14 protein-coding genes are annotated in these 14717 nt (G+C 64.0%); 9 read left to right on the top strand and 5 right to left on the bottom strand.

Annotated features, from left to right (window positions below; genetic code table 11):
* Nucleotides 1-54 precede the first annotated feature (54 nt).
* The 3 genes from J0L98_RS03150 (at nucleotide 55) to J0L98_RS03140 (ending at nucleotide 2397) form a co-directional block, all read left to right on the top strand.
* Nucleotides 55-672: a response regulator gene (locus tag J0L98_RS03150; protein WP_296410024.1), complete on the top strand. Its 618-nt coding sequence runs from the start codon at nucleotides 55-57 to the stop codon at nucleotides 670-672.
* A 199-nt stretch (nucleotides 673-871) separates the two neighbouring features.
* Nucleotides 872-1456: a phasin family protein gene (locus J0L98_RS03145; protein ID WP_365954119.1), complete on the top strand. Its 585-nt coding sequence runs from the start codon at nucleotides 872-874 to the stop codon at nucleotides 1454-1456.
* 107 nt (nucleotides 1457-1563) lie between these two features.
* The gene (locus J0L98_RS03140) at nucleotides 1564-2397 is read left to right on the top strand and encodes a ferritin-like domain-containing protein (RefSeq protein WP_296410020.1); all 834 of its coding nucleotides are present in this window, start codon (nucleotides 1564-1566) and stop codon (nucleotides 2395-2397) included.
* A gap of 24 nt (nucleotides 2398-2421) precedes the next feature.
* Here J0L98_RS03140 and ccsB read toward each other — a convergent pair whose 3' ends face one another.
* From ccsB to J0L98_RS03125, 3 genes are all read right to left on the bottom strand, one after another.
* On the bottom strand, nucleotides 2422-3561 hold the full coding sequence (gene ccsB, locus J0L98_RS03135) for a c-type cytochrome biogenesis protein CcsB (protein WP_296410018.1): 1140 nt from the start codon (nucleotides 3559-3561) through the stop codon (nucleotides 2422-2424).
* Between the two features lie 14 nt (nucleotides 3562-3575).
* Entirely contained in the window at nucleotides 3576-5618 is a 2043-nt protein-coding gene (locus J0L98_RS03130; RefSeq protein ID WP_296410016.1) for a cytochrome c biogenesis protein ResB, read from the bottom strand.
* 114 nt (nucleotides 5619-5732) lie between these two features.
* A complete protein-coding gene (locus J0L98_RS03125) occupies nucleotides 5733-6368 on the bottom strand; it encodes a c-type cytochrome (RefSeq protein ID WP_296410014.1) in 636 nt (211 codons plus the stop codon).
* A gap of 108 nt (nucleotides 6369-6476) precedes the next feature.
* Between J0L98_RS03125 and yihA the strand changes: the two genes are divergently transcribed.
* Nucleotides 6477-7106 (top strand): ribosome biogenesis GTP-binding protein YihA/YsxC, encoded by a 630-nt coding sequence (yihA, locus tag J0L98_RS03120; protein ID WP_296410011.1) that lies wholly within the window; start codon nucleotides 6477-6479, stop codon nucleotides 7104-7106.
* Between the two features lie 94 nt (nucleotides 7107-7200).
* On the top strand, nucleotides 7201-8640 hold the full coding sequence (locus J0L98_RS03115; protein ID WP_296410008.1) for a mannose-1-phosphate guanylyltransferase/mannose-6-phosphate isomerase: 1440 nt from the start codon (nucleotides 7201-7203) through the stop codon (nucleotides 8638-8640).
* A 33-nt stretch (nucleotides 8641-8673) separates the two neighbouring features.
* Here J0L98_RS03115 and J0L98_RS03110 read toward each other — a convergent pair whose 3' ends face one another.
* A complete protein-coding gene (locus tag J0L98_RS03110) occupies nucleotides 8674-9207 on the bottom strand; it encodes a DUF2946 family protein (protein ID WP_296410007.1) in 534 nt (177 codons plus the stop codon).
* An 18-nt stretch (nucleotides 9208-9225) separates the two neighbouring features.
* Nucleotides 9226-10029 (bottom strand): outer membrane protein assembly factor BamD, encoded by an 804-nt coding sequence (locus tag J0L98_RS03105; RefSeq protein ID WP_296410005.1) that lies wholly within the window; start codon nucleotides 10027-10029, stop codon nucleotides 9226-9228.
* Between the two features lie 43 nt (nucleotides 10030-10072).
* Between J0L98_RS03105 and J0L98_RS03100 the strand changes: the two genes are divergently transcribed.
* From J0L98_RS03100 to phaC, 4 genes are all read left to right on the top strand, one after another.
* Nucleotides 10073-11002, top strand: coding sequence for an RluA family pseudouridine synthase (locus tag J0L98_RS03100; protein ID WP_296410077.1), 930 nt, complete (start codon nucleotides 10073-10075; stop codon nucleotides 11000-11002).
* Nucleotides 10999-11730 carry a peptidoglycan editing factor PgeF gene (gene pgeF / locus J0L98_RS03095; RefSeq protein ID WP_296410003.1) on the top strand — a complete coding sequence of 244 codons (732 nt, stop codon included), beginning with the start codon at nucleotides 10999-11001 and terminating at the stop codon, nucleotides 11728-11730. The genes J0L98_RS03100 and pgeF overlap by 4 nt, the downstream gene beginning before the upstream one ends.
* Before the next feature lie 58 nt (nucleotides 11731-11788).
* Complete coding sequence (locus tag J0L98_RS03090) at nucleotides 11789-12592, top strand: ZIP family metal transporter (protein WP_296410001.1); 804 nt, start codon at nucleotides 11789-11791, stop codon at nucleotides 12590-12592.
* A gap of 257 nt (nucleotides 12593-12849) precedes the next feature.
* Entirely contained in the window at nucleotides 12850-14589 is a 1740-nt protein-coding gene (phaC, locus tag J0L98_RS03080; protein WP_296409998.1) for a class I poly(R)-hydroxyalkanoic acid synthase, read from the top strand.
* The last annotated feature ends 128 nt before the right edge of the window (nucleotides 14590-14717 follow it).

Raw genomic sequence — 14717 nt, 5'->3', positions numbered from 1 at the left:
GGGCAGGAAGACAGGTTGTGCGGCGCGCGTGAACAAAAAAAACAGGAGGCAGACATGGACACCCCGCTGGTTTGTGTTGTGGATGATGATGATGCAGTCCGGTTATCCATCAGCTTGCTTGTAGAGACGCTCGGGCTCCCGGTGCGCAACTTTCCCAGTGCCGTTGACATGCTTGCGGATCCCCAGGCACTTGAGCAGGCCCATTGTCTGGTTCTGGACGTGCGCATGCCGGGCCTCAGCGGGGTGGGGCTGCAGGAGCGCCTGATGCGTCTGGGCAATGCCATCCCCATCATATTCGTCTCCGCCCACGGGGATGTGCCCATGGTGGCCCGGGCCATGCGGGACGGCGCCTTCGATTTCCTGCAGAAGCCCTTCAATGAGCAGCACCTCCTTGATCGCGTCCAGGAGGCCGTTCAGGTGGCGGCCCGGCGGCGCAACGAAAAGGTCTGGCTGGCGGACGTCCAGGGCCGTCTTGACTGCCTGACCGCGCGGGAGCGCGATGTCATGGAAGGGATGGTCGCCGGGCGCCTCAACAAGCAGATCGCCGATGATCTTGGCATCAGCATGAAAACCGTCGAGCAGCACCGTTCCCGGGTCATGGAGAAACTGCGTGTCGACTCCCTTGCCGAACTTGTGCGAATGGTCGTCCTGGCCGGGGGTCAGTCCGAATGAATACCCTTTCCCTATCCGGGTTTTCCCGGGGAGGAGGGGGGGAAAGGCCGGATTTGTGCCTTGCAGCATTCTTGTCATCATACGTTCCATGGCGTTGCGGCAAACCAGAAGCTCTCCGCAGCGCCAGCTGGGGGCGTCAAACAAAAGCACAAGGGAAGGGGGGAGGAGACACCTTCAACTATGTGATGCCTGTGACTGAATGAATCGAGGAGTGAATCAGATGGCGGAAAAGAATTTGTTTCAGTGGGGCCCGTATCAGGAAGCAGCCATGGAAAGCGGTCTTTCCCTTTTCGGGAATCTGACCACTCAGGTTGAGAAGATCACCCGTCTGCAGCTCGAAGCGGGCGCAGAGGCGACCCGCGAGGCGCTTGCCGCAGCCCAGGCCCTCATCGAGATCAAGGATCCGGCGGAGCTCGGCAACTGGCAGACTACCTATTGGCAGCCCGGTCTTGAGCGCGTCGCGGACACCGTTCGCAAGCAATATGACCTTCTCGCCGAGAGCCGCAGCGTGGTGCTTGACGCCATCAAGGAGGCTTCCGCCGAAGCCACCCAGCAGGTCCAGGCCGGCATCGACCGTCTGGCCGAGCAGGCGCCCGAAGGCTTTGGTCCGGTATTTGAAGCCATTCGCAATGGTCTGGCTGCGCAAATCACCGCCCTCGAAAGCGTGTCTCTGGTCAGCGACCAGATCAATGGCATCGCCGAAGCCAATGTGGTGGCCCTCAAGAATGCCGTCAAGCCGGTCATCGCCAAGCCTGCTGCCACGAGCAAGCGCAAGGCTGCCTGACCTTAGCCTGCACGCAAAGAAAAGCCATTCTCGGGCCGCGATCTCCGGATTGCGGCCTTTTTTTGTCTGTTTCCGGCGGGCGGGTGGGCCTGATACCATCCGGCCCCATGCAGGACTTTTCCCACGTGAATCTCCAGGCCCGGGCGCTGGAGGCACTCATGAGTTGCAGCCCGGCGCTGAAGGCCGCGCAGGTGGATGCACTCCTCGCTGACTGGCAAGCCGGCTATCTCGTCCTGCCCGAAGCCGGCGCCTTGCCGCCCCCCGTGCTCAATCCCGGGCGACCCGAACGGCCCGAGCTGGTCCCCCACACCGAGTTGCCCCGGCGACGCCCCGGCTCCCCGGGCGGGCACGCAGCCTTGCTGCACGCCATTGCGCACATCGAGTTCAATGCCATCAATCTTGCCCTTGATTGTGCCTACCGGTTCTCCGGCCTGCCTGCCGATTACTACGGGGCCTGGCTTGGGGTGGCTGCCGAGGAGGCCTACCATTTTTCCCTCATCGAGGCTCGCCTGAGGGGTCTTGGCCATGCCTACGGTGACTTTCAGGCCCACAACGGTCTGTGGGAGATGGCGATCAAGACCGCTGACGATCCCCTGGCCCGCATGGCGCTGGTGCCCCGGGTGCTCGAAGCCCGCGGGCTGGATGCAACACCGCCCATCGTCAGCGCCCTGAAGCGTATCGGTGATACCGAAACCATCGCGGTACTCGACATCATCCTGCGCGATGAAATCGGTCATGTGGCCCTGGGTGACCGATGGTTCCGGTATTTCTGTGCCGAGCGCGGGCTGGCGCCCGAGGCCACCTACCTTGTTCTCATGGCCCGGTTTGATGCACCCTGGCCTCCGCGCCCCCTCAACGTTGAAGCCCGCCGGAAGGCGGGCTTCAGTGATGCGGAGATCGCCTGCCTGGAGGCGGGCAAGGCCGCATCCACGGTGCGCTAGCACTTGCCCGCTGTCGGGCAGGGGCTAGAGTGAGCCGTAGGAATGCAGGCCCGACAGGAACATATTGACCCCGACAAAGGCAAAGGCCGTCACCACAAGGCCTGCGATGGCCCACCAGGCCAACATGGGTCCGCGCAAACCCTTGGTCAGGCGGATATGCAGCCAGGTGGCATAGTTGAGCCACACGATAAAGGCCCATGTTTCCTTCGGATCCCACTGCCAGTAGGTGCCCCAGGCCTCGGCCGCCCACAAGGCGCCCAGGATGGTGGCGATGGTGAAGAAGGCGAAGCCGATGGCAATGGCCTTGTACATCACATCATCCAGCACCTCGGCCGGGGGCAGGCGATTGGCCAGGATGCCCTTGCGCACCAGCAGATCGGCTACGCCAACCATCGCCGCCAGGGCAAAGGCGCCATAGCCGATGAAGTTGGCCGGCACATGCACCTTCATCCAGTAGCTCTGCAGCGCCGGGATCAGGGGCTGGATCTCCTGCGCCTCGCGGCTGAAGGTGTACCACAGCAGGAAGGCCACGGCAGCCGAGATCACCAGCAGCACGAAGGCCCCCATGCGGCGGGTGGCGTAGCGACCTTCGTAATACAGGTAGAGCAGGCCGGTCATCAGGGCGAAGAGCACGAAGACTTCGTAAAGGTTGCTCAGGGGAATGTGGCCCACATCGGCCCCGATCAGATAGCTCTCGTACCAGCGCACCATCAGGCCCGTGGTACCCATGGTCACCGCGCACCAGGTGAGCGCCGAGCCAGTGGCGTCGGCAAAGTCGGAGCGCGCCGCCAGGCCCAGGCAGAAGGCCCCGGTGGCGATGAAGAACAGGGCGCTCATCCACATGATCGCCGTCTGGCTGGAGATCAGATACTTCAGGAAGAACACCTGCTCGGCCCGCGCCAGATCTCCCTGGTACAAGGCGATGCTGACCAGGGCAAGGGCCGTGGATGCCGCCAGGAAGGCCCGGAAGGGCTTCCAGGCAAAGCCCATGGCAGCAAGGCCCGGCACGGTGAACAGCAGGATTGCCTTGTCATAGACATCCATGAAGCCCCCATACTGGCGCAGGGCAAACAGGGCGCCACCCGCGAGGGCAAGGGCATAGAGCCAGTCGCCGGGGCTGAGGCGGCGCAGGAGCGGACTACTTTCCTTCTGGGCGATTTCCATGGCGATAACTCAGGTCAGGAGCGGGGGGAGGGATTGAGCAGGGTGGTGAGGTCGTCCCGGTGGCGTCTGAAGCGCTCTTCCACATCCATCGACTTGCGGTTCGAGCTGAGGGCCACCAAGGCCTCTCCGGTGTCTTTGATCAATACAAAGAGGCGACGTTCGCGAACGTACAGCATGGCGAAGACGCCCAGCACGAGGAGCAGTGAGCCCAGATAAACGATGGGCTTGCCGGGCGAGCGGGTGACCTGCAGCACGGTCGCGCGTACTTCGTCGAAGCCAACCGGCTGGAAATACACCGGGGCGCCGTAGTGGAGGCTGTCGTTGGTGGCGTTCAACGTGTCGCGCAGCAGCCGCGAGTGTTGCGCTGCCGGCACCAGGGCCGGCAGGCCCGCATCCGCGCGGGCCATTTTCCAGGCCTCCCAGGCCGAACCTTCGAGAATCTTGATGAAGACGTCGGCGGCCTTGTCCCGCTCGGTTTCGGGAATGGTGTTTTCGATGAACTTGCCCAGACTCTCGAAGCCACCCCGGGCAAACAGTTCGAGGGTACTCGCAGTGGTTTCCTGCATGCGGGCCCGGACATCGGGGCTCGTGTCGGCGCCCAGGGCCGTGGCCGTAAAGCGCCTTGCAATGTCGGGGTGGCGGGTCGGATCCAGCATCACCCGGCGTATGGCGAACCAGCTATCGGGCCGGCCGTCATCATCCATGGGGATGCGCATGAAACGGAACGGTGCCGAAGGGCTGTCGCGCATTCCCGTCAGCAGATACCAGGCGCCGTCCTGGCGTATGGGCTGCATGAAGTTCTGGTACTCCCGCGCCTGACCGGCCGAATCACGCAACTTGAACTGGATGCTCGGACCGACGTTCTGCATATCCTTGGCGGTCGGTGAGCGGGCGCCGCTGCCCAGGTGCTTCTCGAGGCGGGCAAAGTTGCCTGTGTCGGCCTCCGGCTTGTCGGCAGCCATGTTCTCAATGTTGAAGGCTCGGAAGCTGCCGAGTTCCAGGGTGTAGTCGAACCCGGCGGTTTTCAGTGCCATGGCCTCGCCAACCACGGCCTCGGTCGCCAAGGGGCGTGGCGCGCCACCGCTGCGCAGATCATGGCCCAGCAGGTGTAGACGCGACCCCCCATCTTCGAAGCTGGCCTGATACATCATCACCCCGGCGAACTCGAAGGGCTTGTTTACCTCGATGGTCTTCTCCACCGACTTGCCGGTGGCGTTCTCGGTGATGATGATGTCGCTGGCAAAACGCTTGGGCATGCCGCTCTCGTAGTGCTCCAGATGGAATTTGCGCAGGGAGACCGTGAAGGGCAGATCCTGCAGCAGGATGCCATCCTGCACGTTGAGTACGGCGGTATTGGCGCTCTTTCCTTCGGGAATGAAGACGTTGCCGCGGAAACTCCAGTTATCGACGCCCAGCCGACTTGTATCGGGGATCCGGGAAATCAGCTGGTTGCCGGTGGTGACCTGCTTGCCACCCAGGGCCATCTGGATCTTGAGGGGAAGGTTGCCGTCGAGGAGCCCGCCCAGGCAGATCAGCACGATGGCCCCGTGCGCCAGGAAGTAGCCGATTCTGGTCCAGCTCCCCTGCTTGGCTGCCAGCAGGATGCCGTCCTCGCGCCCATTGATGCGGGTCGAGAACCCGTTGTTGCGGAGATAGGCTTCTACGGCTTCCTTTGCCTGTGCGACCGGCAGGCTGTGAGCAAAGCGCGCATGGTGGGCAAAGCTCGACAGGGAGGCTTCCCGGGCATGCTCCCGAAAACCTCGCATGTCCCGCAGCATCGGCCGGGTCTGACGCAGGATGCAGGCGCTTGTGGACAGCACCAGAAAGCCCAGTATGGTGAGGAACCAGAACGAGTTATAGACCGAGTAGAGGCCCAGCTTCTCGAAAACCGGAAACCAGAACGGGCCGAACTGGTTGAGATAGTTGTTGTAGGGTTCGTTCTGCTTGACCACCGTCCCGATGATGGAGGCGACGCCAAGAAGGGTCAGCAGGCTGATGGCAAAGCGCATCGAGCTGAGCAGCTCGTAAATGGCGCGGAGGGTGCTGCGGTGTCGCATGGCGTTGCGGCGGTGGAGGTGGTTGGATGCGATGGAGCAGGGGGCTTGCCAATGAAAAAGGGGTGGTCTGACCACCCCTTTTTATAGCTGGCGGGCGCCCGGAAGCGCCTTGACTCAGCGCAAGCCGGCCGCGTAGTCGGCGACAGCCTTGATTTCCGGGTCGGTCATCTTGACGGCGATGGTCTGCATCATCTTGGCCGGATCGTTGGCGCGCTCGCCAGCACGGAAGGCCCGCAACTGGGCTTCGGTGTAGTCGGCAAACTGACCGGACAAGCGCGGGTACTGGGCGGGCATGCCGGCACCGGCAGGGCCGTGACAGGCTGCACAGGCAGGGATGCCGCGCTTCAGGTCGCCGGCGCGCCACAGCTTCTGGCCGAGCTCGATGGACGCCTTGTTCTTGGCAGACTCGGGCTTCTGGGCCTGACCGGCAAAGTAAGCGGCAAGGCCCTTCATGTCGGCGTCGGAGAGGCCGGCGACCATGCCGCCCATGATGGGGTTGGCACGCTCGGCAGGGGCGCCGCCCTCACTTTTGAAGTTCTTGAGCTGCTTGTAAAGGTATTCCGCATGCTGGCCCGCGAGTTTCGGGTTGACCGGAATCTGACTGTTGCCGTCAGCGCCGTGGCAGGCGCCGCAAACCTGTTCTGCAGTCTGTTTCGCCTTGGCCAGATCGGGCTGGGCGGCGGCTTTGTCTTGAGCCTGGACCGCGCCGGTGGCCAGAAGCAGCGAAAGCAGCAGGGAACGCTTGATCATGATGTCCTCGGAAGCCAAGAATGTGGATGTCTCAAACCTGTTATTCTATAGCAACTTCAGTCTTTTGCGCGATGCAATAGCGTGTGTTGCGTATGCCTACGCTCCCTCATGTCCCTGTTCCGTAACGCCCAGTTCGAGATTTCCGTTGCCAAACCCAACGGTCTGCCGCCGCCTGCGGGCCCCGAGGTGGCCTTTGCCGGCCGTTCCAATGCCGGCAAGTCCAGTGCCATCAACACCTTGTGCGACCACGTGCGTCTGGCCTTCGTCTCGAAAACCCCGGGGCGCACCCAGCTGATCAACTTCTTCCGCCTGCGCAACGGGGCCGTGCTGGTGGATCTGCCCGGCTACGGCTACGCCGAAGTACCGGAGGCCATCCGCCTTCAGTGGCAGCGTCTGCTTGAGGACTACCTCACCCGCCGCCCCAATCTCGTCGGTCTGGTCCTGATCATGGATTCCCGTCATCCCCTCAAGGACCGTGACCGGGTCATGATTGGCTGGTTTGCACCCAGCGGCCGTCCCATCCATGTGCTGCTCACCAAGAGCGACAAGCTCACCCGCTCGGAGCAGGCCGCGACACTGGCGGCGGTGCGCAAGGAACTGGCGCCCCTGGGCGAACAGGTCACCGTGCAGTTGTTCTCAAGTCTCAAGAAGACAGGGATTGAAGAAGCCGAGCGTGTCGTTGGATCATGGCTGTCTGTACCGGATGAAGAACTCCCCGGTGAAACTGTGTCCACATGACGCCGGTTTGAGGGGCCGGGGTTTGTGGTAAAAAGCGAACTCATTGTGCACTGCACGCACCAGCCGATTTTTTACTTTCCCGACCCGACCGATCATGGAACTTCAACCCGTCATCCTTTCCGGCGGCTCCGGCACGCGCCTGTGGCCCTTGTCCCGCGAACAGTACCCCAAGCAGCTCCTCGCCCTGGTGGGTGAAGAAACCATGCTGCAGGCCACGGCCGGCCGGCTGGCCGGTTTCGGCGGCCGCCTGGCGGTGGCGCAGGCGCCCATCGTCGTGTGCAATGAAGAATACCGCTTCGTCACCGCCGAGCAGCTCCGTGCCGTCGGTCGCGCCAGCCGCGACATCGTTCTGGAGCCCACCGGCCGCAACACCGCGCCGGCCCTGACCTTGGCAGCACTGGCCGCACAGGAGGCCGACCCGGTGCTGCTGGTGATGCCGGCCGACCACGTCATCCGTGACCTGGCCGGCTTCCAGAAGGCCATCGACGACGGCATCCCGGCTGCCCTTGATGGCGCCATCGTCACCTTCGGCATCGTGCCGACCCACGCCGAAACCGGCTACGGCTACATCCGTTGCGGCGCCGACCGGGCCGATGGCAGCAAGGCCATCGCCGCCTTTGTCGAAAAGCCCGATGCGGCTACCGCTCAGCGCTACCTCGACAGCGGCGAATACCTCTGGAACAGCGGTCTGTTCATGGTCAAGGCCAGCGTCTGGCTGAAGGCCATGGCCCAGCTCCAGCCGGCCATGTCCCAGGCCTGCCTGGCCGCCTGGGCGGGCGGCTCGCGGGACGCCGACTTCGTGCGGGTCGACAAGGCCCTCTTCCAGGCCTGCCCGTCCGACTCCATCGACTACGCGGTCATGGAAAAGCTCTCGGCGGCCGAAGGGCTCGGCATCGCCGGCTGCGTCGTGCCCATGTCGGCCGGCTGGTCCGATGTGGGGGCGTGGGACGCCCTGTGGCAGATCGCCGACAAGGACGCCAGCGGTAACGTGGCCCGCGGTGATGTGCTCTTCGAGGACAGCCGCAACACCCTCGTCTATGCCCAGGACCGCATGGTGGCCTGCGTGGGCCTGGACGACGCGGTCATCGTCGAGACCCCCGACGCCGTGCTGGTGGCCCGCAAGGACAAGACCCAGAACGTCAAGCAGATCGTCGCCGCCCTCAAGGCCGGCAGCCGCAGCCAGGCCTCGGCCCACCGCAAGATCCATCGCCCTTGGGGCTGGTACGACTCCATCGACAATGGCGAGCGTTTTCAGGTCAAGCGCATCGTGGTCAATCCGGGTGCCCGCCTGAGCCTGCAGATGCACCACCACCGGGCCGAGCACTGGATCGTGGTCAAGGGGACGGCCGAAGTCACCAACGGCGAGAAGACCTTCCTGCTGGGTGAAAACGAATCGACCTACATCCCCCTGGGCCACGTGCACCGCCTCGCCAACCCGGGCAAGGTGCCCCTCGAGATCATCGAAGTGCAGTCGGGCAGCTATCTCGGTGAGGATGACATCGTGCGCTTCGAGGACAAGTACGGGCGCGGGTGAGCACCAAAGGGCCGGCTGCTACTGCCGGCCCAGTCATGCCGGGCTTGAGAGGCCCGGCTCCTGGATGAAACCAAAACGGGCCGCCACGCCGGCCTGCGCAATCCGCCCCACCGTCAGCAGCCGGCCCGCCCAGTTCAGGCTCAAGGCTGAGTTTGGCGCTTCCAGGTCGCCTTCCAGTCTGACGCACATGGCCGCCAGATCCCGATCATCCAGCAATGCCACGCCGTGCTCGCAGCCCAGCAGCAGGCTGCCGTCCTCGTCGAGCCAAGCCTCCGTCACGTGGGTCACGGGCTGGCCGGTATGGGTCTCAAGCTGCTCGGTGCCGCTCAGGCGCAGGATCAGGGGGGTGTAGTCGAGGCTGACGAACACCTGCTGCGGGCCGTTCTGGAAATACCAGCGCCCGTCGGCCGTGGGCTGATAGTTGCGTCCAATGAAGGCGTTCAGGCCGGCATGGCGGATCGGCCCTTCCGGCACCCGCCACTCACCCCGGCGGCTCAGGCGCAGCCAGCCGGTGCAGGAAGGCACATTCGGCCACTTGGCCAGGGCCGCCCGGACCGCTTCATCCATGAGGGTGTGATCCCCTGCTTACCAGAGCTTCCACCAGGCGCCCTTGCGGTCGGCAGGGGCCCCGGCGGTCAGATAGGCGCTCTTCGGGAAATTGGTGCGAAGCACCCGCTCCGCATCGTCCCGCAGCTCGGTGAGCTTCAGCGCGTCGTAGCTCTTCGCCATCAGGAACAGGGCTTCCTCGGTGGCGGGGGACTGGGGAAAGTCCTTGACGGCTGTCTGCGCCCGGTTGGCCGATGCGAGGTAGGCGCCGCGACGATAGTAGTAACGGGCCACGTGCACCTCATGGGACGCCAGGGCATTCACCAGGTAACGCATGCGCAGCGTGGCGTCGGGGGCGTACTTGCTCTCCGGGAAGCGCTGCACCAGTTCCTTGAAGGTGTTGAACGACGCGCGGGCCGCCTTGGTATCGCGTTCCGAGAGATCCTGATTGGCCAGGGCGCCGAGCAGGCCCAAATCTTCATTGAAGTTGGCCAGGCCCTTCAAGTAGTAGGCGTAATCCACGTTCGGGTGGTTCGGGTGCAGCTTGACGAAGCGCTCGCAGGCCGCGATGGCCGAAGCCGGCTCATTGGACTTGTAGTACGCATAAGCCACTTCGAGCTGGGACTGCTGGGCGTAGCGACCATAGGGGTAGCGCGCCTCCAGCTTCTCGAACATCTTGATGGCCCGGTCCCAGGCGCCATCGGACATGGATTCCTTGGCCTCCGAGTAGAGCTTCTGGGCGCTCCAGCCATTGGTTTCGTCGATCTGGTCGGGCAGGCCGCTACAGCCAGCAAGCAGAAGGAAGCCGGCAAGCGTTAAACTACGCAGGGTGAAATGCGCCATTGAAAACTCTTTGGAAGAAGATTGGGCCGATTATAGCCCAGCCATCCCTTCCCCCTCGCCGCTGCGAGAGTCTATTCCTGACGACTGTGCCGGCCTTCGGGCTGATCAGGCACTTGCCCGGTTGTTTCCGGAGCATTCCCGCAGCCGTCTTCAATCCTGGCTCAAGTCCGGGCGAATCCTCATCGATGGGGCCTCGCCGGATTCAAAATCCAAGGTCTGGGGGGGCGAGACCGTGCTGGTCAGCCCCGAGCCCACCGAGGCGATGCTGGCCGAGCAGGCCGAGGACATCCCGCTCCGGGTGCTCCACGAGGACGACACACTGCTCATCATAGACAAGCCTGTGGGCCTCGTCGTGCATCCCGGCAGTGGCAACTGGTCCGGCACCTTGCTCAATGCCCTGCTGCATCACGGTGCCCGCTTCCGTGAGCTGCCCCGTGCCGGCATCGTGCATCGCCTCGACAAGGACACCAGCGGCCTGCTGGTGGTGGCCAAGACCCTCGAAGCCCAGACCGATCTGGTCCGCCAGCTCCAGGCGCGTACCGTCAAGCGCCACTACCAGGCGCTGGTGCATGGTCACCCCGGGGAGAGTGGCGAAGTCAATGCCCCCATCGGCCGTCACCCGGTCCAGCGGACCCGCATGGCCGTGGTGCCGGGCGGTCGCGAGGCCCTGACCCGCTACCGGGTCATCGAGCGCTTTTCCCGCGCCACCCTGGTCGAATGCGAACTGGCCACCGGCCGCACCCATCAGATCCGCGTACACATGGCCCACATCGGCCATCCACTGGTGGGCGACGCCACGTATGGCAAGGCCCGCAGCGCCGATCCGCGTCTCGACGCCTTTTCCCGCCAGGCGCTGCATGCCTGGCAGCTCGGCCTCATCCACCCCCGCACCGGCGAACCCTGTCGCTGGGAAACCCCTTTGCCCGCCGATTTCGAGGGCCTGCTGGCCCTGTTGCGCAGCACCACGCCATGAACGACACCTGGATCCAACCCGACTGGCCCGCTCCGGCCCGCGTCAAGGCCCTGACCACCACCCGCACCGGCGGCGTCGGCAAGGCCCCCTACGACACCCTCAACCTCGGCACCCATGTCGGTGACGACCCCTCCCGGGTGGCCGACAACCGCGGCATCCTCCGCCAGGCCCTGCCCGGCGAACCGCGTTGGCTCAACCAGGTGCACGGCACCACCGTCGTGGATGCCGCCGTCGGCGACGGCGTGCCCGACGCCGATGCCGCCTTCACCCGCGAGTCGGGTCGTGTCTGCGTCGTCATGACCGCCGACTGCCTGCCCGTGCTGCTCTGCGACCGGGCCGGGACCGTCGTCGCCGCCGCCCATGCCGGCTGGCGCGGACTCTTTGACGGCGTGATCGAAGCGACCGTGGCGGCGATGGGCGTACCGCCGGGCCAGCTACTGGCGTGGCTCGGCCCGGCCATCGGCCCCGATGCCTTCGAGGTGGGAGGAGAGGTCCGGGCGGCCTTCATGGGTCACGATCCGGTGGCCGAGGCCGCATTCCGGCCATCCCCCAATCAACACAAGTGGCTGGCCGACATCTACCTTCTGGCCCGCCAGCGCCTGGCCCGAGCAGGCGTGACCGGCATCCATGGTGGTGACGCCTGCACGGTCAGCGATCCGGTACGTTTCTTCTCCTACCGTCGCGACGGCGCCACCGGCCGCATGGCCTCCCTCATCTGGTTGGCGTGAGCCATGGTTTTGGGGCGCTGGCGCTATACTGCGCGGCCCATTTGATCTGCGGATGACCATGACCCCCCTTGCCTGGATTGTAGTGATGAGTATCTCCGGGGGGCTGTTGAGCGTGCTCGTGGCCGCGGCGCTCTCCTGGGCTGCCCGCCCCACATGGGTTCCCACCCTCATCAGCTACGCCATTGGCGCCCTGCTCGGGGCTGCCTTCCTCGAGGTGCTGCCCCACGCCATCGAGGCTGCCGAAAGCCCCGAACGTGCCGCCATGAACATTCTGGCCGGCATCCTGATTTTCTTTGTTCTGGAAAAGCTCGTTCTATGGCGTCACTGCCACGACGAAGGTTGTCACGGGCACAGGCATGATCACCACGGGCATGGGCAGGCTGCGGCCCCGGAGCACGATCATGGGCGAAGCGGCCTGCTGATCCTCATCGGTGACACATTTCACAATTTTGTCGACGGCGTACTCATTGCCGCCGCCTTCGTGGAGAGCACGCCGCTGGGCATTGTCACGGCGATGGCCATCATTGCCCACGAGATCCCCCAGGAGGCCGGTGACTTCCTGATTCTCCTGCATTCCGGCTACAGCCGGGGCAAGGCGCTGGCCTTCAATCTCCTGTCGAGCCTCGCGACCCTGGTGGGAGGCATCCTGGCGTACTTTGCCCTCTCTCACATGGAGACGCTGGTGCCGGTGTTTCTCGCCCTCGCCGCCGCGAGTATGATTTACGTCGCCGTGGCCGATCTCATTCCGGGTTTGCATAAACGGACTGAATTGCGCGCCACCGCCCAACAGGTATTATTGATCGCCGCCGGTATTGCCTCCATCGTCCTGGCCCACCCCCTCGCGGAGCGAGCGCTGGGCTGAGCGACGGCGGCGGGCCGGGGTGCCGAAAAGCCACAAAAACAGGGAGAGCGGCGCAAGGCCATACAACAAGAAAGTCAGAATCCCGCCGATCACGGTCGTTTCGGTTACCGTGGCGAGCAGGGCGACATAAATCCAAGCGATAGCAACGATATACATCCCCGGATTCTACAAGGCCGCAATGCGGGTCGGGGGCAGGTGTTGGTCAGATTCGCCCGCACCATAACGTCGTGCAAAAGGCAAACAACAAGGAGAGGTGGATGTCTGTAACACCGGAGCAGTCTGCAGAGGCACTACAGGGCATGTTCAAGTTCGGTCAGTCACTGGCCGAAGGCTTTTTCGATTTCCTCGGCAAGCAGAATGCCGCGCTCCAGCAGGTCGCACCTGCTGCTGCGCCGCAGATCCCCCTGCCTGAGACCCAGGAGCTTGCCCGGCTCCAGAAGGAGCTTGCCGAAGCCCACACCCGCCTATGGACCAGCATGGCCCAAGCTCGCCCCGGCGAACCCGTCGAGCCGATGGTTCAGCCCCAGCCCGGCGACCGCCGTTTCGCTGCGCCCGAGTGGTCGTCGAGCCCCGTCTATGACTACATTCGCCAAGCCTATCTGCTCAATGCAGACTACCTCGCCAAGGTTTCCGACGCCCTGCCCATCGCTGATGGTCGCAGCAAGGCCCGCATGCAGTTCCTGACCCGCCAGTACATCGACGCCCTGGCCCCCTCCAACTTCGCGGCCACCAACCCCGAGTTCATCCAGACGGCGCTCGCCACCAAGGGCGAGAGCATTACCCAGGGCATCAAGAACCTCATCGGCGACATGGAGAAGGGCCGCATCTCCATGACCGACGACTCCGCCTTCGAGATCGGCCGCAACCTGGCCACCACGCCCGGTTCCGTCATCTACGAAAACGAGCTCATCCAGCTGATTCAGTACGCGCCGCTCACCGAAAAGGTCTACAAGACCCCGCTGCTGATCGTGCCGCCCTGCATCAACAAGTTCTACATCATGGATCTGCAGCCGGCCAACTCGCTGGTGCGCTTCATCGTCGAACAGGGCTTCACCGTCTTCCTCGTCTCCTGGAAGAACGCCAAGGCCGAGGAAGCCCACTTCGGCTGGGACGACTATCTCGAAAAAGGCCCCGTCACCGCCCTCCAGGTAGTGCGTGAAGTCACCAAGGTGGACAAACCCAACGTCCTCGGTTTCTGCGTGGGCGGCACCATCCTGTCGTCCTCCCTTGCCGTCTTGCGCGCCAAGGGCGAAGACCCGGCCGAAAGCCTTACCCTCATGACCACCCTGCTTGATTTCGCCGATGCAGGCGAAATCGGCTGTCTGGTGGACGAAGCCTCGGTCGCCGCCCGCGAAGCCGCCATCGGCAAGGGCGGCCTGCTGATGGGCCGCGAGCTGGCGCAAGTCTTCTCCAGCCTGCGGGCCAACGACCTCATCTGGCAATACGTGGTTGGCAACTACCTTAAGGGCAAGCAGCCCGAAGCCTTCGATCTGCTGTACTGGAACTCCGACAGCACCAACCTCTCCGGCCCCTTCCTTGCCTGGTACCTGCGCAACATGTACCTTGAGAACAACCTGCGGGTTCCCGGCAAGCTCGAGATGCTCGGTGTCAAGGTGGACATGGGCAAGGTTGATCTGCCCGCCTACCTCCTCGCCACCCGCGAAGACCACATCGTTCCCTGGACCAGCGCCTACCTGGTGCGCCAGATCCTCGGCGGTGAAACCACCTTCGTGCTGGGTGCCAGCGGCCACATCGCGGGCGCCATCAACCCGGCCTCCAAGAACCGTCGCAGCTACTGGACCAGCGACTCCCAGGCCTCCGTGCCCGAGGAGTGGCTCGAGACTGCCACCGAGCAAAAGGGCAGCTGGTGGTTGCACTGGATCGAATGGCTCAAGACCCGCAGCGGCACCCAGATCGCCGCCCGCAACAAGCCCGGCAGCACCAAATACAAGGTCATCGAAGCGGCCCCCGGCCGTTACGTGAAGGAAAAGGCCTGAGTTTCAACTCCGGCACGGCCTTGCCCGTGCCGGAGCGCACACCATAAAAAATAGAAAAGCGCTGGCGGCGAGACAACAACGGGGGCGCTGCCGGCGTTCAAGTCACCCCCGCATAAATCATGAAAAAG

Origin of the sequence: Zoogloea sp., from assembly GCF_017302315.1 — a bacterium.
GTDB lineage: Bacteria > Pseudomonadota > Gammaproteobacteria > Burkholderiales > Rhodocyclaceae > Zoogloea.
This window is presented reverse-complemented; position numbering and strand designations above follow the sequence as displayed.